This is a genomic window from Microcoleus sp. F10-B2, from assembly GCF_036704965.1.
Taxonomy (GTDB): domain Bacteria; phylum Cyanobacteriota; class Cyanobacteriia; order Cyanobacteriales; family Microcoleaceae; genus Microcoleus.
In genome coordinates, this window is the sequence record NZ_JAUBTB010000079.1 from 1 (window position 1) to 20,073 (window position 20,073).

General features: G+C 44.0%; 15 protein-coding genes and 3 pseudogenes. 13 read left to right on the plus strand and 5 right to left on the minus strand.

Features of this window, described 5'->3' with window-relative positions; genetic code table 11:
* Window positions 1-3,952, minus strand: a 3,952-nt coding sequence (locus QUA99_RS24800; RefSeq protein ID WP_333241726.1) for a Calx-beta domain-containing protein, incomplete at its 3' end; no start/stop codon positions are given.
* Between the two features lie 538 nt (window positions 3,953-4,490).
* On the opposite strand from QUA99_RS24800, the gene QUA99_RS24805 reads away from it, so the two are divergent.
* From QUA99_RS24805 to QUA99_RS24845, 9 genes and pseudogenes are all read left to right on the plus strand, one after another.
* Window positions 4,491-4,979: a helix-turn-helix domain-containing protein gene (locus QUA99_RS24805; RefSeq protein ID WP_333241728.1), complete on the plus strand. Its 489-nt coding sequence runs from the start codon at window positions 4,491-4,493 to the stop codon at window positions 4,977-4,979.
* A gap of 168 nt (window positions 4,980-5,147) precedes the next feature.
* Complete coding sequence (locus QUA99_RS24810) at window positions 5,148-5,525, plus strand: hypothetical protein (protein ID WP_333241730.1); 378 nt, start codon at window positions 5,148-5,150, stop codon at window positions 5,523-5,525.
* Between the two features lie 3 nt (window positions 5,526-5,528).
* Complete coding sequence (locus QUA99_RS24815; RefSeq protein ID WP_333241732.1) at window positions 5,529-5,942, plus strand: HNH endonuclease signature motif containing protein; 414 nt, start codon at window positions 5,529-5,531, stop codon at window positions 5,940-5,942.
* Window positions 5,943-5,990: 48 nt separating this feature from the next.
* Window positions 5,991-6,566 (plus strand): zeta toxin family protein, encoded by a 576-nt coding sequence (locus QUA99_RS24820; RefSeq protein WP_333241734.1) that lies wholly within the window; start codon window positions 5,991-5,993, stop codon window positions 6,564-6,566.
* Complete coding sequence (locus QUA99_RS24825) at window positions 6,559-6,744, plus strand: hypothetical protein (protein WP_333241736.1); 186 nt, start codon at window positions 6,559-6,561, stop codon at window positions 6,742-6,744. Before QUA99_RS24820 ends, QUA99_RS24825 begins: the two co-directional genes overlap by 8 nt.
* A gap of 402 nt (window positions 6,745-7,146) precedes the next feature.
* Window positions 7,147-7,665, plus strand: a pseudogene (locus QUA99_RS24830) (GDP-mannose 4,6-dehydratase); the annotation flags it as partial.
* Window positions 7,648-9,003, plus strand: a pseudogene (locus QUA99_RS24835) (LAGLIDADG family homing endonuclease); the annotation flags it as partial. The pseudogenes QUA99_RS24830 and QUA99_RS24835, both read left to right, overlap by 18 nt.
* Window positions 9,004-9,432: pseudogene (locus QUA99_RS24840) on the plus strand (GDP-mannose 4,6-dehydratase); the annotation flags it as partial.
* A 217-nt stretch (window positions 9,433-9,649) separates the two neighbouring features.
* A complete protein-coding gene (locus tag QUA99_RS24845; protein ID WP_333241738.1) occupies window positions 9,650-11,038 on the plus strand; it encodes a UDP-glucose/GDP-mannose dehydrogenase family protein in 1,389 nt (462 codons plus the stop codon).
* Window positions 11,039-11,164: 126 nt separating this feature from the next.
* Here QUA99_RS24845 and QUA99_RS24850 read toward each other — a convergent pair whose 3' ends face one another.
* On the minus strand, window positions 11,165-13,270 hold the full coding sequence (locus QUA99_RS24850) for a hypothetical protein (RefSeq protein WP_333241740.1): 2,106 nt from the start codon (window positions 13,268-13,270) through the stop codon (window positions 11,165-11,167).
* Between the two features lie 272 nt (window positions 13,271-13,542).
* Window positions 13,543-14,013 (minus strand): hypothetical protein, encoded by a 471-nt coding sequence (locus QUA99_RS24855; protein WP_333241742.1) that lies wholly within the window; start codon window positions 14,011-14,013, stop codon window positions 13,543-13,545.
* A gap of 298 nt (window positions 14,014-14,311) precedes the next feature.
* Here QUA99_RS24855 and QUA99_RS24860 point away from each other — a divergent pair, with 298 nt between their 5' ends.
* Window positions 14,312-14,530, plus strand: a complete 219-nt coding sequence (locus QUA99_RS24860) for a helix-turn-helix transcriptional regulator (RefSeq protein ID WP_333241744.1) — start codon at window positions 14,312-14,314, stop codon at window positions 14,528-14,530.
* A gap of 127 nt (window positions 14,531-14,657) precedes the next feature.
* Entirely contained in the window at window positions 14,658-16,841 is a 2,184-nt protein-coding gene (gene ppk1 / locus QUA99_RS24865) for a polyphosphate kinase 1 (protein ID WP_333241769.1), read from the plus strand.
* Between the two features lie 409 nt (window positions 16,842-17,250).
* On the opposite strand, the gene QUA99_RS24870 is transcribed toward ppk1, so the two are convergent.
* Both QUA99_RS24870 and QUA99_RS24875 read right to left on the minus strand, forming a co-directional pair.
* Complete coding sequence (locus tag QUA99_RS24870) at window positions 17,251-17,421, minus strand: hypothetical protein (protein ID WP_333046052.1); 171 nt, start codon at window positions 17,419-17,421, stop codon at window positions 17,251-17,253.
* A gap of 201 nt (window positions 17,422-17,622) precedes the next feature.
* The gene (locus tag QUA99_RS24875; protein WP_333241746.1) at window positions 17,623-18,123 is read right to left on the minus strand and encodes a hypothetical protein; all 501 of its coding nucleotides are present in this window, start codon (window positions 18,121-18,123) and stop codon (window positions 17,623-17,625) included.
* 80 nt (window positions 18,124-18,203) lie between these two features.
* Here QUA99_RS24875 and QUA99_RS24880 point away from each other — a divergent pair, with 80 nt between their 5' ends.
* Complete coding sequence (locus tag QUA99_RS24880) at window positions 18,204-18,755, plus strand: DUF2854 domain-containing protein (RefSeq protein ID WP_333241748.1); 552 nt, start codon at window positions 18,204-18,206, stop codon at window positions 18,753-18,755.
* A gap of 211 nt (window positions 18,756-18,966) precedes the next feature.
* Window positions 18,967-20,049, plus strand: coding sequence for an FAD-dependent monooxygenase (locus tag QUA99_RS24885; RefSeq protein WP_333241750.1), 1,083 nt, complete (start codon window positions 18,967-18,969; stop codon window positions 20,047-20,049).
* Window positions 20,050-20,073: the final 24 nt, after the last annotated feature.

Genomic DNA, 20,073 nt, shown 5'->3' on the forward strand with positions numbered 1-20,073 from the left:
CAATCATTTGAGGTTTTGGCAATTCTGAATTTCTTTGAAATGAAATCTGCTTGAATATCTGCGGAATGTGGGTTTTATCTTTGCCAACCTCAAAACTTGCTAATCCTGCAAAAGCTGGTGTAATAAAATCAGCTTGGTCTTTATTAGAGTTACCGTCACCCCTCTCAAACACGAACTTATCAGCCCCACTGCCACCCTTCAATGTGTCTTTACCAGGCCCACCGATTAGTATGTCATCACCGGAAGCATTGAGACTGCCATCACCTTCTAACACATCGTCACCTGACCCCCCGATCAGTGTGTCATTTCCACTATCCCCAACAAGTTTGTCGTTACCGCTTTCTCCAACAAACTTATCATCACCGGAGCCGGTGTAACGACTCTCACCTAATCCCCGATTTATCCCGTCAGCACCATCTATTTCGTCGTTCCTAGAAGTGGCGATAACTATGTCGTTATCTTGGTTGTCTTTGGCTCGACTAATCAGGAAACTTGGTTTCAATGTTGAAAGATTATCAGATTTAGCATCTGTTGGCTGAGGATCGGGTACAAAAAGAATTCCTTCATGGCGATTATCGCGTATTTCCAAAGTGCCAAAGTTATTGATGGGTAAGTCATCGATTGATTCATAAGCCTTAATTCCGAATAAAGAACCTATTTTATCAGGTTCGTCAACTAGGTTGGTAAAGGTTTGTACAACCCAACCGTGTTCATCACCAACATCAACTGACCTTAACAAACGATTACCAAAATCAATTTGAAATGATTCCTGTGCTGTAGCAGCAAAGTCTTGATTTCCTGCAAAGCTACCTGAACCAACAAAGGCTCTGGAAAATTTAGATGTGGCAGCAAATCCCTCAAATGCGTCTTTACCAGGATTGCTTGCATCAAAATCATACCCGCCGACCAGGAATAAATTAGATTCTGAAGCCGGATCGAGTGCTGTAATAGTTCTCACACCAGTGTTGTTAGGTGTTATTACATCTTCCGATCTGCGGTTTTTACCTGTTTTGTAAATTCGACCAATTTCACTACTGAGTAGCGAACCAAGGCTGTGACCAACTAAATTAAGGCTTTCTAAAGCTTTTTGAACATCAATGCCATATTCATCCCTTAAAATTTTAACAGCATATTCAGCCACAGAGGAAATCCAGCTACCAGCGAACCAGTTACCTATACCTCCGCTCTCCCCAAAACTACCGGGACTGAAAGGTGCAGTATTATTGGATGCTTCTCTCCAGTCAAGAAGCAATACTCTGTCATTGGGTCTTTCCTTCTTGATCGCTTCTGCTATGTCGTGCAGATCCCCGCGATTTATCTTTACATCTTCAGCTTTTGAATCGTCAATGGGTTTGATTTCTCCCAGCCTAATTTTATCTTGTAGTTTTGCGAGTTCCTCCTGATTGTCAGGTTGATCGTCAGAGCTATCATTCCAACCATGCGTAACTACCCAGGTTTGATTGGGATTAACTGGGTTGTTAATTTCCTTGAAACCTACTTTTCGTTCACTGGGACGCTCTTTTACTGCATCAAGTAACACTTGACCTCTTGGATCGCCCCCTGTAACAGTTTTTACAAATTTGAGATTCTGCAAATAACTGGGATCGTTAGATTGAACTGGAATGCTTGCATAAGGCCCTTCTAAACCCGTTGTGACATTAATTTTAGGATTGCCGAAACCAGGAATGCCTATATCAACAGTGTCATTAGCTGGAGTACCGTCTGGTTTCCGCAAAGTTACCTCAGTGGTTCGACTCTCTCCAGGCGATAAACCAGTAAACTTATCTTGTGAAATTCCCGCAATAAAGCCAGCATTATCCTGAATAGGAAGGACGTTAATCTGACTTGCAACACTTTCTAATCCTTGATTAATCGCCTCTATCAAGTTGGAACTGTCGGTACTCAATTCTGTGACTGCACCAAATCCTAATTCACTAACCAAGTTTTCGTAAGTGTCAATTTGATCGCTTGTAACTGCAAAAATTGGCACGATATTGGCGCGAAGCAAGGCTTGACGGACATCCTCAATAGCCGGATAGTCTTCCCCTGTTCCTGGCGGATTGCCGTCAAGAATAGCATCAAGATTATTGGGTGTCGTAATGTCTGCCACGATGCCATCGCCAGCTTCGTGAAATGAAGCGTCTGTAGCGACTACGACAACGCGCCGCGTGTTGTCTCGGAAGCCAATTTGAGTAGTGTGGCGAGCCGTTTGCAGTAGAGCTTCCAGTTGTGCTTCAGGACCATCGTCACCGGACAGGATAGTGAAATCGCCTATGACTGACTGTGGCGCGGCTGGATCTGTAGTTAGTGGTAAATCGGTGCGGTAGACGTAATCACCAACATCGCCTAAATCACCAACTGGCTTATCAACAAATGAACCAACACCAAATCTAGTATCAGATTGCTCCTCTGTCAAAGAGCTGACTAGATTGGGGATCAGCTCCCGCACTGTTTGTATGTCATCTTGAAACGACTCCGAAAGATCTTGAAGGAGGAAAACATCAAGTGGAAGCTGGGTTGATGGCTGCTGTACCTGAGCGGCTGTTCGCGAAGTGGAAGCACTGCTTGGTTTCGGAAAAATAGATGCAGCAGTGACTTCAGGAGCAGACTCCCCAGGAACTGTAACAGTTATCGGTATAGTTAGTTCGTCATCAGGTACAAGAAACACATCAACGGTTTCCGGGTTCACCACTGTTCCGGGTCTGCTGGATATTATGCTGCTCACTTCATTGTCTACAATTTTGAGAGTGGCAGTCTTTTGAGTACCGATCGCCGCTCCGCCTGTCGGATTAGCTAAAGTCAAATTAACTGTTTCAAGTCCTTCTCTCAAGTCATCATCAAGGATGGGAATAGCTACCGTTTTTTCTAGTTCTCCATCGGCAAAGTTGACCGCAATAGGAGTATTTATATAATCCTGAGATGCAGTGGCAGTACCGTCAGTCAAGTTAATTGTAGCGCTCACTTCTCCAAAACTTCCACCGCTTCGGCTTACAGTCACCGTTAAAATGGGGATGTCTACTTCCAGAACGCTAAATTCTGCGGCAGCAAAATCTAAAGTACCGGGTACTTCGTCGTCAACAATTGTTAAAATTGCACTGTTTTGAGAGCCGATCGCTGCACCACCTGTAGGGTTGCTCAGGCTCAAGCTGACTGACTCATTGCCTTCGGGCAAGCTGTCGTCAGTAATAGGAATAGCTACGGCCTTTTTGATTTGCCCATCGGCAAAGTTAACAACGATTTGACTGTTGTCATAATCTTGTGGAGCAGTTGCAGTGCCGTTAGTCAGATTCACTGTTGCACTGACTTCTCCAACGCTGCTGCCGATGCGCGTTACAGTGACAGCAACTATTGGCGTACCGTCCTCAACGCCGCTAAATTCAGCAGCGCTAAATGCTAAAGTGGGATTCCCTTGAACTAAAAAATCACTGGCATCTATTGTGCTGTTGTTAATTCCTTGCAATACTGTCAAAACTTGACCAGTTGTTTTATCCGCAATGACTGTGTTGCCCCCATTATTGCTGATAGTAAGATTGTTAAAATTTAAGCTTCCATTTAATAGAAGCTTGTCGGCTCCATCTTGGTAGTCAGTAATAACATCTGAACCATCTCTGTTTTGCTGTACGATAAATACATCTGCTCCTCCGCCACCTGTGAGAGAGTCAGCACCGCGATCGCCCGACAAAGTATCATTCCCATCTTCACCAAACAGGTGATCGTTATCTCTACCACCTCTGAGGGAATCATTCCCAGCTCCACCTGCGACCCGATCTTGACCTTTATTTCCTAGAATCGCCTGCTCATCAGCGACTCCCTGCACCGTATCGTTACCGTCAAGTACCCACAGGCCATCGGGAAAAGGTCCCAGTTGTAAGGGTGACAGGGGGATCGATTCCGAGCTATTGTCTCCAACCAAACGTAACAAGTCAGATTGACTATCAGGTGTTAATGCCATAGTTTTATTCTTACCTCAAATTTACTTTGTCTAAACTGGTGAAAGCAGGTTAAAAAGATGGGTTTTATACATCTTTTACCTGTTTATTGAAATTTTTCTTTCGCAAGCGATCGCCCTAACTTTTATGCAAAAATCAGCTATTGATTACACAAGCAAAAGTTTTGCATAGCAAAGCTTTGGCCGATCGCACTCACACAGAACTCAGTCCGCAGAAGGCGCATTGCTGCCTCCCATTTATTTATCAGGGGCAAATCCCGAAAATTATGCAAAAACCAGAAAATAAATTAAAAAAATTACCGGCAGTACCCGATACTAGAGTCAAAGTGAGAAATTTACCAAAGTTCAGCCTTACTCCCTGTCAGGTCGCTAACTGTAGTCAGTGACGGCTCAAAAACTCTCCCACAAAGGTTTTGACTGGTAAATTGCATTACTTGCGCTTCGGCATTCACTTATCATACGCTAGCTGAGTCTGGTAATAACCTGACATACATCAGGAGTTATGTTAGAATTCCATCAGGAAATTTAGAGACACCCATCTATGGCATCCACAAACGATCGCTTCGTCGAGGCAGAAAGCCGCTGGGACTTAAAAACTCTGTACTCGGACTTGGCCGCCGTTAAGGGAAAGCCTCTCACCCCCGTAGAAAAGCTGCATCTGCGGGGGTTGCTTTGTGGCTTCAGTCCCGCTGAAATCGCCGAAAAGCTGCAAAAGAATCCCAAGGGTGTTGAAACTGACCTGTGTGCCACTATTTATAAATACGTTAAAGCCTTTGTGGGTAAAGGCATTGAAAAGATAGAAAACTGGAGAAATATTGCTGAATGGCTTGAGGATGCTGGATATAAAACTAAGCCACCGGCTAAATTCCCTATTCAAGACGGTTTATCTGAAAATAGTAAAGTCAATGTAACTAATATAACTTTTGAAAACAATCAAATAAAAATTGGTGTATACCTACAAATAACTGTACCGCTACCTTCAGAACTCTCAATAGAAAATCTAGACATCAACGATAACAACGCTAACTAAAATTTTGCCACAAATCAACAGATTGGTAGGGTGAAGCGACTAAAATCAGGAAGGGCGATCGCACCTTTACCCTATCTCGCGGGGCGATCGCACACTGCATTTCTCACAAAAGGGCGATCGTACTTCTCTTGTGCTACTATTCAATGAGAGCGTCAGTCACTAAAAAACATGGCAACAATTACCCTTCAAATTCCCGACGAACTGGCTCAACGTCTAGAACCTCTGCAAAATCGCTTGCCAGAATTGCTTTGGCAACTTCTAGAACTCACTAAAAAGCCCACAACTATTGAGCCGGAAATCCCAACTCAGACGGCCGATATTCCTACAGTTTATCAAGAAGTTCTTGACTTTTTGATAAAGAGTCCAATTCCACAAGACATTGTTAATTTTAAGGTTTCACAACAGGCTCAAACACGCCTCCAAACTTTGCTTGATAAAAACCGCGAATCGACCCTAAATTCAATGGAAATAGCAGAATTAGATGTTTACGAGCAGCTAGAACATTTGATGATTTTACTAAAAGCAAGAGCCTATTCAGCGATTTGATAAATGACTTCTAGTTTAATTCCTGCCGAACTCCGCAGATTAGTTATTGAAAGAGCTTCAGGACACTGTGAATATTGCCGGATTCATCAAGATGTTTCAATCTACAGCCATGAAGTAGACCATATCATTGCCTTAAAACATGGGGGTCAAACTCGTGCTGAGAATCTCGCTCTTTCTTGTTTATCTTGTAACCGCTATAAAGGTTCCGATCTAGCTACTATAGACCCAATTAATGACGAAATTGTCCCTTTGTTTAATCCACGCCGTCTGGTATGGGACGAACATTTTGTTCTTAATGATGCCAGAATAGAAGGCATCACTCAGATGGGTCAAGCTACTGCAAGATTACTCAAACTCAATGCTCCAAATCGCATACTTGAGCGTCAAGTTTTGATTAATCAAGGACGGTATCCATAAACATTGAATTTGAGTTATAAAACTTTGAGTAAAAGTTGAACTACAATTATGCCAAATATTTACATTATTGGCGGCCCTAACGGTTCAGGTAAAACGACAGTTTCCCTGAGATTGTTACCTGACTTTTTAGAATGTTTTGAATATGTAAATGCAGATGCGATCGCCGCCGGAATGTCCCAATTCAATCCAGAGTCAGTCGCCATCCTCGCAGGACGCTTAATGATACAAAGATTGCGAACTTTATCAGACTCTGGTACGGATTTCGCCTTCGAGACAACTTTAGCAGCTCGTAACTTTGCTCGATTCTTGAGCAACTGTAAAACCAAAGGCTACACAATCAACTTAATTTACTTTTGGCTGCAATCTCCAGAACTCGCAATTGAACGGGTGCAACGCAGGGTGGAAAGTGGCGGACATTCTATCCCAGAAGATGTCATCCGCAGGCGGTACGATCGCGGACGCAGAAACTTAACTTCATTATATCTGTCCTTGTGCGATAGCTGGATAGTTTATAATAATTCTAGTCCGGCTCTCCTCTTAGTAGCTCGAAAAAACGCTCAGGGTGAACCAATCATTTATGAAAAACAAACTTGGTATCAAATTATCGACGAATTAAATGACTGAACAAGAACTCTGTAAGTTATATGAAAAAATTGACGCAGGTGTCAAAGCAGCCATCGCCGAAGCACTTGAAAAACACCGCAGACTAGGACAATCAATTAGTATCTGGCGTGACGGTAAAATCGTGACTTTAACTGCTGCTGAGATTCCACCAAGACCAGACAGCGATACTGCTTTTTAGCCTTGAGAAACCGGGTCGTTTACGGAAATACTTCATTTGACGCTTTAACCATCGTGAAAAACCCGGTTTCTTGGGTATTTATGCGTAATTCCTTAGATAACTAAACACAGATGCAATCCCATAATAAACAACCAATAATCATTAACTTAAAACAGAATTATTGTCAACAGTATTTTCCCGGAAATATCAAACATTAAATAAAAGTTTCCAGATTAGATGTACGATCGCACGTACTCACTTCAATATATTTGAAAATGCTAAGTTAATTAAAGATTTTATGCAGGTGACGCATAAGTGTTTACATTGTCGATCGCAATTTTGTTATTCTATTAGCAAGTTTCATTCGATCGACTGAATTTTTGTACCACAGTCCTACCCCTAAACAGAACGGCAGTTTCCACAATGAGAATTTTAGTCACAGGCGGTGCAGGTTTCCTCGGTTCTCACCTAATCGATCGCTTAATGGCCCAAGGACATGAGGTAGTCTGCCTGGATAATTTTTACACCGGGACTAAACGCAATATCCTCAAATGGCTGGACAACCCGTACTTTGAGCTGATCCGCCACGACATCACGGAACCGATTCGGTTAGAGGTAGATCAGATTTACCATCTGGCTTGTCCCGCTTCTCCAATACACTACCAGTACAACCCTGTCAAGACCATTAAAACAAACGTCATCGGCACGATGAATATGTTGGGATTGGCCAAACGGGTGAAAGCAAGATTTTTTCTCGCTTCCACTTCCGAAGTGTACGGAGATCCTGACGTACATCCACAAACAGAAGATTATCGCGGCAACGTTAATTGTATCGGAATTCGCAGTTGTTATGACGAAGGGAAGCGAGTAGCTGAAACCTTATCGTTTGATTACCACCGTCAAAATGGGGTAGACATTCGAGTTGTGCGAATTTTTAACAGTTTGACAGGCGATCAAAAAGTTCTCTATTACAAAGGAGATCGACTTTATTACGAAACATTTGAGGAATGCTACAGCCGGATCGGAGGTGACATATCAAATGTTTCAGTTCCTTGCTTTGACGAACAGGGAAAAATGGGCTTAAAACCTATTTCGGCAATTTGGAAACACAAAGTGACGAAGAAAGGGTATAAAATTGCAACAACCTGGGGCAAACAAGTAAAAATTACTGAAGACCACAGTTTGTTTACTCGCGACAGCCAAGGGTTGCCTCAAGCCGTATTTGGCAAAGACTTAAAGGTTGGGGATGATGTAGCTGTTCCCAGTTACATTCCTTTTATCGATCGTCCCTTGGAACCTTTTTACATCAGCGATAAAGTTAATGCACCAGGGCTGTGGGTAATCAGCGAGGATGCGATCGCATACTTAGAAAAATTCCGAGAGCAGATATATGGATATTTCGCTCGAAAAGGAATCAGCAATAGCCAATACTTCAGCACCCTAAAAAAATACGAAGCAGGCAACAAAATTCCCTGGCAACTTTGGCAAGAATTGGGATTACCTTTGACAAAAAAAGACAAAATAGCTGGCTATCAATCCGTCAAAGCAATCAACAATTACATCAAAAATGTCAGTGATTTCCTGTGGTTTTTGGGATTTTACTTAGCAGAAGGCTGTTTGGTTCATACAGAAAAAGACCGCCAGCTCGTATTTAGCTCAAATGGCAAATATCTGGAAAAGCTGATCCGGGTGACGCGAGAATTATTTGGCTGCGAGTGTGAAATCCGATTTGACGAAGAGGAGAAAAGAGCGCCATCGGTTAACGTCAGGTCAAAAATAATTGTCGATCTAGTTGTTAATATTTTGGGCTTTGGCAAAGAATTAAGCACCCAAAAAGATATACCCAATTGGATTTTGCAACTTCCCAAAGAACAGTTAGTTAACTTTTTACACGGTTTCTGGGAAGGCGACGGGAATCACGACGCGAAAACAACGGGTTCGCTGCTAGTGTTTAACAGTTCCAGCCAAAAAATTATTGAAAAACTGGTGCTAATTCTAGCTAAATTCGGGATAGTTGGAAGTGTGTCAGAATTCGAGACAACAGTCCGAAAAGGAGACAGCAAAAAATACAAGTCTTACCGGATAACGGTTCAAGGGTTGGACGAGTACAGCATTCTCAATCTTGCTAATGCCAAACAAAAACTGCAAGCTAAAATCACAGGGGATTTAGCTTGGGCAAGAGTTAAAGCCATAGAAGAGTTTGAAATCGATGAGGATGTATACGACTTTTCTGTTCCCGACGGAGAGAATTTTGTAGGCGGTACTTACTGCGTTTGCTGTCATAATACCTACGGCCCCCGGATGTTGGAAAATGACGGCAGAGTAGTGAGCAATTTTATTGCCCAAGCTTTGCGAAATCAACCGCTGACAGTATACGGCGACGGTTCCCAAACCCGGAGTTTCTGCTACGTTTCTGATTTGGTGGAAGGATTTATTCGTTTGATGAATAGCGACAAAATCGGGCCGATGAATTTGGGGAATCCCGGCGAATACACTATTTTGGAACTGGCACAAAAAATTCAAAATACGATTAATCCAGGGGCAGAAATTATCTTTAAACCGCTGCCGGAAGACGATCCAAAACAGCGACAACCGGATATTACTCGTGCTAAGACTTGGTTGGGGTGGGAGCCAACTGTGCCCCTGGATCGAGGTTTAGAGTTGACTATAAAGGATTTTCGCGATCGCATTGAGGGAAACCAAAAGTAGAGACAGGGAGAGGGGGAGAGTGGGAGAGGGGGAGAGTGGGAGAGGGGGAGAGTGGGAGAGTGGGAGAGGGGGAGAATTTTTACTTCTTACTTCTTCCTTCTTCCCTCTTCCTTCCTCAATCTGCCCTCTGCCCTCTGACTAATAACAACTGTCAACTGTCAACTGTCAACTGTCAACTGTCAACTGTCAACTGTTTACTAGCTTTGAGGAGATTTCTATGCAAGTTTGTGTCATCGGTACAGGATATGTTGGCTTAGTCACCGGCACTTGTTTGGCTCACATCGGCCACCACGTGATTTGCGTAGACAACAACGAAGAAAAAGTTAAATTAATGAAGTCTGGACAGTCCCCTATTTTTGAACCAGGACTGTCTGAATTAATGTCCTCTGCATCTGCGTCGGGCAATCTAGAATTTACTTCAGATTTAGCAGCAGGAGTTGCTCACGGGGACATTTTATTCATTGCCGTGGGGACGCCTCCTTTGCCTACTGGGGAAAGCGATACTCGCTACGTGGAAGCGGTTGCTCGCGGAATTGGAGCTCACCTCGACGGCGATTATAAAGTAATCGTAAACAAATCGACAGTTCCCATCGGTTCGGGGGATTGGGTGCGAAGAATTGTACTAGATGGTTTAGCAGAACGTCAAAAACCTCAAACCGGTGACGGGGCTACTGGTGAGGAAGTAGCAGCAAAAACTGGTGTTCAATTTGATGTGGTTAGCAACCCGGAATTTTTGCGCGAGGGCTGTGCTGTTTTCGATACTTTTAATCCCGATCGCATTGTTCTCGGCAGCAACTCTCGGCGGGCGATGGATATGATGCTACAGTTATACCGGCCGATTGTCGATCGCAAGTTTGCAGAAAATCCGTCTTTGCCGGAGGTTCCTGTGGTGATGACTGATATCAGTTCAGCGGAGATGATTAAGTACGCAGCTAATGCTTTTTTGGCTACTAAGATTAGCTTTATTAATGAAGTTGCTAATATTTGCGATCGTGTCGGTGCAGATGTTAGTCAAGTTGCCCGAGGTATCGGCTTAGATTCGCGGATTGGCAACAAGTTTCTGCAAGCTGGCATTGGTTGGGGCGGTTCTTGTTTTCCCAAAGATGTCTCGGCTTTAGTTCACACTGCTGACGATTACGGCTACGAGGCGCATTTGCTGAAAGCGGCGGTGGAAGTTAACCAACGCCAGCGGTTCATTGCTATTGAAAAGTTACAGCACGTTTTGAAGATTCTCAAAGGTAAAACAGTCGGACTTTTGGGTTTGACTTTCAAGCCGGATACTGACGATTTGCGGGATGCTCCTTCGCTGAATTTAATCGAGAGTTTGAACCGATTGGGAGCGAAAGTTAAAGCTTACGATCCGATTGTTTCTCAAACTGGGATGCGTCACGGTTTGTCGGGAGTTTTGGTAGAAACCGATCCGGAAAGACTGGCCGACGGTTGCGATGCTTTGGTGTTGGTGACTGACTGGGAACAGTTTCGTAATTTAGATTACGATAAAATGGCGAAGTTGATGAATCATCCGGTGATGATTGATGGCCGCAATTTCTTAGACAAGAAGGCTTTAGAAGCGGCTGGTTTCCAATATGTGGGGATTGGAAGGTAAAGGGAGAGAATTAATATTACCAACCAAAGTCAGGACACGGCAATGCCGTTTCCCTACAATTAATCTGGGTAGGGAAACGGCATTACCGTGTCCTCCGTATCATAAGGAGTGCAATCGGAATTGATATCACTTAGCTTTGTTTTTTGACTGCTTTAGATAAGAGTTAGCCCAAGCATACCGTCTGGAATCTTTCTCCAGCAGATAGTTTATCACTTCCCGCCGTTTATTCTCATCCTTGGCATTTTTGACAACCCGCTTCATTTCTGCATCCTGATCTCTGGGAGAAGCACCGCGTTTAATTGCCTCATTAAACCAACGCTCACCCTCTAAGAATTGGCCCCGCTCAAAACAAATAGCTCCCATTAAAGTGTAAGGATGATGACTCTGAGGCTGATACTCAATCGCTTTTAGAGCGCACTTTTGTGCATCATCTAATTTATCGATATCTCGGAAAGCACCGCCCCTAGTTGTTAGTAATGCTGACTTGAGTTTATTTTCTTTTATTTGATTGAAGTCTAGATTTTCCGTCAGCTTCAATGCACTTCTAGGTTTATCCGCCTTGCGCCAATGACTGCTCGCATTAGGCAAGTTCCATTTATTTCCAGTGCGCTGGTACTCCTGTTCGTAGAAAGTTGCTTCGTTTTTGTGGTAAGCAGTCCAAATCTTGCCAGAGAACAGTTTCTGCCCTTGATATCGGCGCTCTTCCTGCCACCCATAATAGCTATAGCTAGGTTGAGGTGCTTCAAGTTTATTCTCCTCCAGCCAAGCTACATCTATCTCCTCAATTCGATCTCCTTTATCAAGCTTTTGCAGAATTGCGTACAACGGACTCGAAGGTGATTTATCTTTATAGTTCGAGACATCATATTTGGACTTCAGAGCAGCAAATTCCCTTTCTTGGGGAAAAGTAATGACATCCTCACGTCCATTCTGTTTCGCCCAATCAATATCAGCCTCACTCAACTGCTCTCCCGATTTGATTTTGGACTTCAGACTAGCAGCATATTTGTCAATAGCAACAGTAATTGTCTCAGTCAGCTTGCGCTTTTTCAGAAAGTTAATATCTTGCTCACCTAGCTGACTTGCTGAATCAATTTTTTTAAGAACTTTATACAGATGGCTAGAGAGGGAAGAATCCTCATATTGGGAAGCTTTATACTTAATCTTCAGTTCAGCAAAGTGCCGATTATTTTCAATTTCTACAACAATGCCAAGCGTTTCGCTAAGTTGATGCTCTTCTAGCCAATTAATATCTGACAAGCTCAACTGCTTATCCGTATCCAGCTTTTTCAGAATTTGATAGAGGGGACTAGAGACAGATGAATCCGGGTGTTTAGTTGCTTGATACTTATTCTTGAGGTGAGAAAATACTGTTTGTTGTAAGACTTTTCGTTCCTCAAAAATAGCAAATGTTTCTGATAGTTCTTGCTGTTTTAACCATTCACCATCTTTAGGGCTGAGTGGCTGGTTGTTCTCAATTCGTTTTAGGATTTTATAGAGATTGCTAGAGGGTAATGAATCCTGATTTTTAGTAGCTTTGTACATAAACTTCAGTCCAGCAAAGTGCTGCATTTTGCGAGAAATTTCTATCGGTTCATAAAACCGATTCACTTTCATCCATATCACCTCTGAATCACTCAGTTGATTTCCTCTATCAATTTGGCAAAGAAGGTCATACAGACGATTAGAGATCGATGAATACGAGCTACTGACTCGGTATTTTGTCGCTAGTTCAGCCAAGTGCCTCTCTTTATTTATTTTTTCTTGTTGCTCTGATGCCAAAGCCAGCTTTTTTTCTTGTTGCTCTCGTGCCAAAGCCAGCTTTTTTTCTTGTTGCTCTCGTGCCAAAACCAGCTTTTTTTCTTGTTGCTCTCGTTCCCTTTGTTGTTGTTGCTCTCGTTGCTGCTCTCGTTTCCAAATAAGCTTTACTTCTTGTTGCTCTCGTTCCAAAGCCATCCTTTCTTGTTTACTCAGTTGCTGACCTGAGTCAACCTTCTTAAGAATTTTATAAAGAGGATTGGAGGGTGAAAGCTCCATTATCCATCCCCATTCTTTTAGAAAAAGAAGTTCGTCTGAAGTCAGGTTCACTCCTTCAGTACGCATATTCAGAAGTCCTCTCAACGTCCAACATATACTAGAAAGAGGGACGCCCCGATATTTATTGGCTTTATTAGTTGCTTGATACTTAACCAGGAGAAATGCAAATTCTTCAAAAAAAAATTCATCTTTCATAACAGGTCTCACATCAATATTTTTACTCAAAACTCACAAAAATTAACACATAACGCTCCATCCTCATTCTATCAAATCATCCGCCGCCAATTCACCCGGATCAAAACGGTAGCTCAAAATCTCTTTTGTTAACCAGTGATTATGAATAAATCTTGTTTATTGTCGATCGCCAACGTCTACCATGATACAAATCATTCGTTAGCGCAGCCCTCGAAGAGGATCGCACTCCTCAGCGTAAGGTGCTCCGTGTTCACCTTACGCTTGAAAACTGTTTAAAAATTCTCCATCAATGCTTTTTCTTGAGCGTAAACATCTCGTAGCTGTTGCAGCGCTGAGGCAGAAATTACCGATTTAACTGTAGCTACTAATTTACCCCACTCAAGCAAGCTGTCAACTGAAACAGCCGTTTTGAAGTTGTATGTATAGAATTTAGTCCAAAATTCTGGTGCTTGTGTCCGTTTCCAGCGTTTGTACCAGGCGACAAAATCTCGATCGCAGGGCGGTTTTACTTCTAAGATTGGCGGAAAATCGGCGTAGCTGACAAATCGACTGAGGCCTTTGGCGTGAACGTACACCACGTTGTGGCAGCATTCGATCCGGTATATCTGTTCGGGTGATATGTTGAACAGGAGTGCTACTGTTTCTTCGGTGACAAATCTCGATCGCGGATTGACGATCGACGATTTGTGAATAATTTTTGATGCGCCGATCTCTGACGATCTTAACTGATTTTCTGATATCATTGTAGTTGCATCTGGTGGTGGTAGCTAAATCTATCTCTGCTAAGTGCGATCGACAGAAATAATCTGTCGGGATTAATTTTAACTGGCGCTCGTCTTTAGTTTCGTTGACTCCGCCACAAAACGGAGACAAGCCCAGACTTCTGCCATGAGAGGCGCAAAATTTTCGACCAACGTTCAAGCTCCCAGATTCATTTTTAGAGTCAATCTAAAATCTAAAATCTAAAATCTAAAATCGAATGACCGGGGCGATCGCTTTTTGATATATTATACTAAATCCAAAATTTTGTAAATAGTGCATATGAGCAAAGGCTTAGTCAGATTGCGGGTTCGAGAGTTGGCTGCCGAGAAGGGATGGACGCTCAAAGAGGTTGCGGAGCGATCGGGCGTCGGCTACAGTACGATTAGCAATTATGCCCGTTCTCAGGGGATGGCAATGGTTGACTTTGCAGCAGTTCACAAGCTGGCTCGAACTTTTGATGTGATGATTGAGGATTTCGTGATCATCCTCGAAAAATAGTTGAAGGTTTTGCCTAAATTCTAATGCCGTAGCGATCGACCAAAAGCAGATGCGCACAAATCCTTTAACCTACAATAATATTTCTAGAGATGCCATCGATCGAGCCTCCCAAAGACTCCCCCAAACCATGCCCAAGCCAAAAAAGACCCCCGCCAAAACATACACTGAAATCAACCTCAGCGATCCTCAATATTACTTCAACCGAGAACAAAGCTGGCTAGAATTCAACAACCGCGTGCTCCACGAAGCCCTCGACCCCCGCACGCCCCTCCTAGAAAGACTCAAATTTCTCGCTATTTTTAGCTCCAACCTAGACGAATATTTTATGGTGCGCGTGGGCGCCCTCAAACAGCAAGTACACGCCAAAGTCAGCAAATTAACCTCCGACGGCCGCACGCCCCAACAACAGCTAGATGCCCTTAACAAACGGCTTTTGCCGATGGTTACTCAGCAGCACTCGTATTTTGAGCAAACCCTGCGGCCGAAACTAGCAGCAAGCGAAATCTACATTCTCGACTACATTGACCTCAATCAAGAACAGCGCAATTACTTGCACCGCTACTTCAAAGAACAAGTATTTCCCGTACTCACTCCCCTAGCAGTTGACCCCAGCCACCCATTCCCCTACCTTTCCAATCTCAGCCTCAATTTAGCAGTAGTAGTCAGAGACCCCGACACGCGGGAAGAATTATTTGCCCGCGTCAAAGTCCCCCAGGTTTTGCCGAGGTTTTTGCCGCTACCGGGGGATTTGCAGTGGCAGCAGAGGGGCAAATCTCCGGTTTGGACTGGCGTGCCTTTAGAACAGGTGATTGCCCACAATTTAGAAGCTTTGTTTCCGGGGATGGACATTCAGGAATATCACCCGTTCCGCATTACTCGCAATTCCGATTTGACGGTGGAGGAAGATGAGGCGGAGGATTTGCTGCTGGCAATAGAACAGGAACTCCGCAAGCGCCGGTTTGGAGGTTCTGCGGTGCGGATGGAAATTCAAGCGATTATGCCGCCTGCGCTGCGAGATATGCTGATGGAGGAGCTAGATCTCGGCGAGCAAGATGTTTACGTCGTAGAGGGGCTGCTAGGCCTCAAGGATTTGATGTCTTTTGTGGGGCTGCCGGTGCCGGAACTGAAAGACCCGCCTTGGACTCCGGTTGTGCCGCCCCGTTTGCGGAACTCGGAATCGCCAATGATTTTAGGCAAATTGATGTTGGATGCTGACGAGGGCGAGGATATTTTCACCGCCATCCGCCAGGGGGATTTGATGCTGCACCATCCTTATCACTCGTTTGCGGCGACGGTACAGCGGTTTATTACTGAGGCGGCGCACGATCGCTCCGTGTTAGCGATTAAGATGACTTTATACCGCACTTCTGGAGATTCGCCGATCGTCAGCGCCTTAATTCAAGCAGCGGAAAACGGCAAGCAGGTAGCGGTTTTAGTAGAGCTCAAAGCTAGGTTTGACGAAGAAAATAATATTAATTGGGCTCGCAAGTTAGAACAAGCGGGAGTCCACGTAGTTTACGGTTTGGTGGGACTCAAAACCCACACCAAAATTGTGATGGTAGTGCGTCGCGAGGACGATTACATCCGCCGCTACGTCCACATCGGCACCGGCAATTACAATCCCAAAACAGCAGGACTGTATACCGATGTGGGTTTGTTGAGTTGTCGCGAGGATTTGGGATTGGATTTGACGGATTTGTTTAATTATTTGACTGGTTATTCGCGGCAGGTATCTTATCGCAAATTATTGGTAGCGCCGGTCAATATGCGCGATCGATTTTTAGCTTTAATCCGCCGCGAGGCAGAATTCTGCCGCTTGCAAGCCGAAGGCGGCACCGGTAGCTGCGGCCGGATTGTCGCTAAAATGAACGCTTTAGTTGACCCTCAAATCATTGTTGCTTTGTACGAAGCTTCGCAAGCGGGAGTTAAAATTGATTTGATTATTCGGGGGATTTGCTGTTTGCGTCCCGGCGTTGAAGGTGTTAGCGAAAATATCAGAGTTATCAGTATTATCGGCCGCTTTTTAGAGCATTCTCGGATGTTTTATTTTTTCAACGGTGGCGACGAAGAGGTGTATATTGGTTCTGCTGACTGGATGCAGCGCAATCTCACCAGACGGGTTGAGGCCATAGTTCAGGTGGAAGACCCGACAATTGCTAAGGAATTGCAAGAAATTTTGGGGGTAATGCTGGCTGACAACCGCCAAGCTTGGGATTTGCAGCCGGGAGGCCACTACTCTCAGCGGCGGCCGCCTGCTAATTGCCCGGAAGTGAGCTCTCAGCAAATTTTGATGGACATGGTGATGAATTAGTTATTAATCATGAGTCATATCGTTTCCGGTAGCATCGGAATGATATCAATTCCGGTTGCACGAGAATGATTGTTGACTGTTGAATGTTGATATCGTTTCCGGTTGCACGAGCGACATGATTATAGAGGACACGGCAGTGCCGTGTCCCTACCCAATTAATTGTAGGGACACGGCACTGCCGTGTCCTCGGTATCATTCCGATGCAACCGAAAACGATATCATTAGTCATCAGTCAAATTTGCAGTTAGCAGTTGTAGGTTATTGTTAGCTATTAAGTGTGCATTTAATTTTTACTGTGAGGGCGGGCTTTCCGGGCCACCCACAAGATTTTTAGTAACCTAACTATCCAAATTAAATACGCGGCCGCTTAGCTAACAACTGATGCTAATGACTAATGACTGCTGACTGCTTAACTGTTAAAAGTACGCTTGAATTCTTCTAAGAGATCGTCAATTTCTTCGATCGCCTGACTCACATCTATTCTCAGGGCTCCCAAGTCCGATCGATCTAACAGCCGCACGAGGGATTCCCGCTTGCTCTCGATCTGTGCTACGCGCTCTTTGATTGTTTGTGCATCCATGGTTTTTTGCCTTTGCTACTATTAACAAAAATATTTGACATTCCCCCTGCGAACAGACGGAGATTCTTAATTCACAGACCTACCTTTTTGGGCAAATTCTTCACTGTTTTTATCTGGGAAGTGATGAACGCGCTCAGGGTTTTTTGGTCTGTGTTATAGTTTGATTGTACATCAAAACTTCAGCCAAACTTCAGCCAAATTTTACCGCAGGAAAGGCGGACGTTTTGTATCTGCTGGTTTATTTTTCATCATTCCAGCTAAAAATCGCTTCAGGGCCTTCTCCCGGTTTTTCATAAAAGCAGACCAAAATCCCGGTTGATATTCATCCATTGTCTTGGCTAGGGCCCAGACATCTATGGCTAAGATATTATAAAGCCTTTCATCTTCCCGTTTGAGCGAGTTAATCTGTTCTAGAACAGACTTGTTTGCTCCAGCAGTTTGTTTGTCTTCGTCTTTAATCATGTCCCAAAAGTGGTTGAAAGGGCAAGAGGGTCGATCGCGATCGCCACTCTGTATACTTTGATGATACTGCCGATCTCGATTGCCTTCTGGAACCAACGCCGCGCAATTAACACGGATATTTACCGATGGCGCGCCCGGGCGAGTCCGGCCGGATAAGTTTCTGAAGCTAGAGACAATACTGTGGATGCACACCGCTCCCGCGCTCATAGATACTAGCAGTTTTTGCAGGTCTTTTGGCAAAAAAACTAAATTTATTCAAGACTTTTTGACAGATAATAATTAAAGTATATTATTTCTGTCCGACTACTTACCTCACTAATATGTTACGTAAAATTTCTTTAGCAAACCTAGCCTTAGTTGTGGGCGGTATTATAGCAGCAGTCGGGTTCGGAGCCTACTTCACAGACAGACCTACCCTGAACCTAGCCGGTTTTTTTTATGGAATTCCGCTGTTGCTGGGAGGTTTGGCCTTGAAAGCTGCCGAACTCGAACCGGTAGAGTTCACCGAACCGACTTCTCCTGAAGTTCTCCTGCTGCGAGAAAGTCAGGCCACAGATACTCAGAACCAAGTCCGCAATGATGTCACCCGATTTCGCTACGGCCAACCCGCGCACTTAGATGATGCTTTGGAGCGCTTGGGCCTAGCCCCGACAGACGAGGAACGGCCAGTGCTGCAAGGGTTGCGGGAAGTTGATGCTGACGGTGCTTATGGGTTAATTCTAGAGTTTTATTCGCCGCTAATGCCGATCGAAGTCTGGGAAGAAAAGCAAGACAAAATAGCTACTTTTTTTGGGCCAGGTTTGCGCGCACAAGTGAGTCAAAAGGCTGGTGACAAAATTGAAGTGGCTCTCATTAAAAATACTCAAGCTTAAAGTAGTCTTAAGTTTTGAGTGCGTGAATTTTGAAGTCATCAATTAAACATTAATCTTGCATCAGCTTAGATACTGATTTTAGCGGCAGCTTGAAACCTGTCGCTATCAACATAAACTAAATCCGCAATTGGGCGATCGCGCAAATTAGATTTTCCTTAATTACAATAATAGTTGAGAAGCGATCGGCAATCTTAAATCAGGAGAAGCACAAATGGTTTCGTCCCAGAGTAGGATAGGTATTATCGGCGCAGGAACATCAGGAGCTTATCTAGCAATTCTGCTGATTCAACAAGGGTTTCAAGTGGACTTGTTTGAAAAAGCACCCCATCCGCGCACCGATGGCTGTGGTATCCTGATCGTACAAGCAGGTATGGAAGCGCTGCATCAAGGAAACCCTCAAATTAGCCAGAAAATTATTAACTCAGGCGCTCCGGTTAAATTATTCGAGTTTCGCAACCTCCGCGGCGATGTCATCAATTCTGAACCCGTCACCTATGAGGAAAATGAACTCCCAGGAATGCTGGTACACCGCAAAGCTATTTTAGAAGCACTCCTGGAGGAGTTACCCCCTGACACTATTCGTTTTAATGCTGAATTATTGTCGATCGCCCAAACCGAGCATAGCGCGATCGCACACTTTAAAGATGGCAGTAAATGGGAAGGCGATCTGTTAGTTGGTGCCGATGGAATAGTTTCTAAGGTTCGTCAATTTGTGGTTCCGGGTGTAGAATTGTGTTATTTAGGTGATCTAGTATGGCGAGCAATTGTAACAGATAATAACTTCTGTCCAGAAGGAAACTATTTGCTTTATGTACGCGAACGAGGAATTTATGCCAATTTCGTTAATCTTGGTGCAAATCGTACTCATTGGGGTTTCTTTCTGGAAAAGGATCTGGCCGATTTTGAAGTAGGCACGCTACAACCAACTAATATCATTATTCCTCCCCAAGAATTGGCAAAACTCCCAGAGGATGCGCGAAATGTGATTGAGTCAACCCCTTTGGAAAATATTGTCTGTCGTTATTCCTATGACATTGATCCCCTGCCTCAATTATATGATGGCCGTGTTATCCTAATTGGTGACGCGGCTCACGCCAAAAGTCCGACACGCGCTAGAGGTATGACTTCAGGTTGGGAAGATGGTTTGTCTTTATCACGACATCTCATGTCTAGTGCTAATATGGCAGAAGCTCTGGCAAATTTTCAAGCTGAAAGATTACCGATTGTGCACGAATATCAACGCACTAGCCGTGAAATTAGTCAGCAAATCAGGGCCAACGCCTCTAAATCCTGAAAGCTTTACGCTATCAGGGGTTTA

Coding starts and splice junctions, on each gene's coding strand:
- QUA99_RS24860 (WP_333241744.1), top strand. CDS start 14,312: ATGAGCAAAGGCTTAGTCAGATTGCGGGTTCGAGAGTTGGCTGCCGAG.
- ppk1 (WP_333241769.1), top strand. CDS start 14,658: ATGCCCAAGCCAAAAAAGACCCCCGCCAAAACATACACTGAAATCAAC.
- QUA99_RS24810 (WP_333241730.1), top strand. CDS start 5,148: ATGGCAACAATTACCCTTCAAATTCCCGACGAACTGGCTCAACGTCTA.
- QUA99_RS24880 (WP_333241748.1), top strand. CDS start 18,204: ATGTTACGTAAAATTTCTTTAGCAAACCTAGCCTTAGTTGTGGGCGGT.
- QUA99_RS24805 (WP_333241728.1), top strand. CDS start 4,491: ATGGCATCCACAAACGATCGCTTCGTCGAGGCAGAAAGCCGCTGGGAC.
- QUA99_RS24885 (WP_333241750.1), top strand. CDS start 18,967: ATGGTTTCGTCCCAGAGTAGGATAGGTATTATCGGCGCAGGAACATCA.
- QUA99_RS24820 (WP_333241734.1), top strand. CDS start 5,991: ATGCCAAATATTTACATTATTGGCGGCCCTAACGGTTCAGGTAAAACG.
- QUA99_RS24850 (WP_333241740.1), bottom strand. CDS start 13,270: ATGAAAGATGAATTTTTTTTTGAAGAATTTGCATTTCTCCTGGTTAAG.
- QUA99_RS24845 (WP_333241738.1), top strand. CDS start 9,650: ATGCAAGTTTGTGTCATCGGTACAGGATATGTTGGCTTAGTCACCGGC.
- QUA99_RS24815 (WP_333241732.1), top strand. CDS start 5,529: ATGACTTCTAGTTTAATTCCTGCCGAACTCCGCAGATTAGTTATTGAA.
- QUA99_RS24825 (WP_333241736.1), top strand. CDS start 6,559: ATGACTGAACAAGAACTCTGTAAGTTATATGAAAAAATTGACGCAGGT.
- QUA99_RS24855 (WP_333241742.1), bottom strand. CDS start 14,013: ATGATATCAGAAAATCAGTTAAGATCGTCAGAGATCGGCGCATCAAAA.
- QUA99_RS24870 (WP_333046052.1), bottom strand. CDS start 17,421: ATGGATGCACAAACAATCAAAGAGCGCGTAGCACAGATCGAGAGCAAG.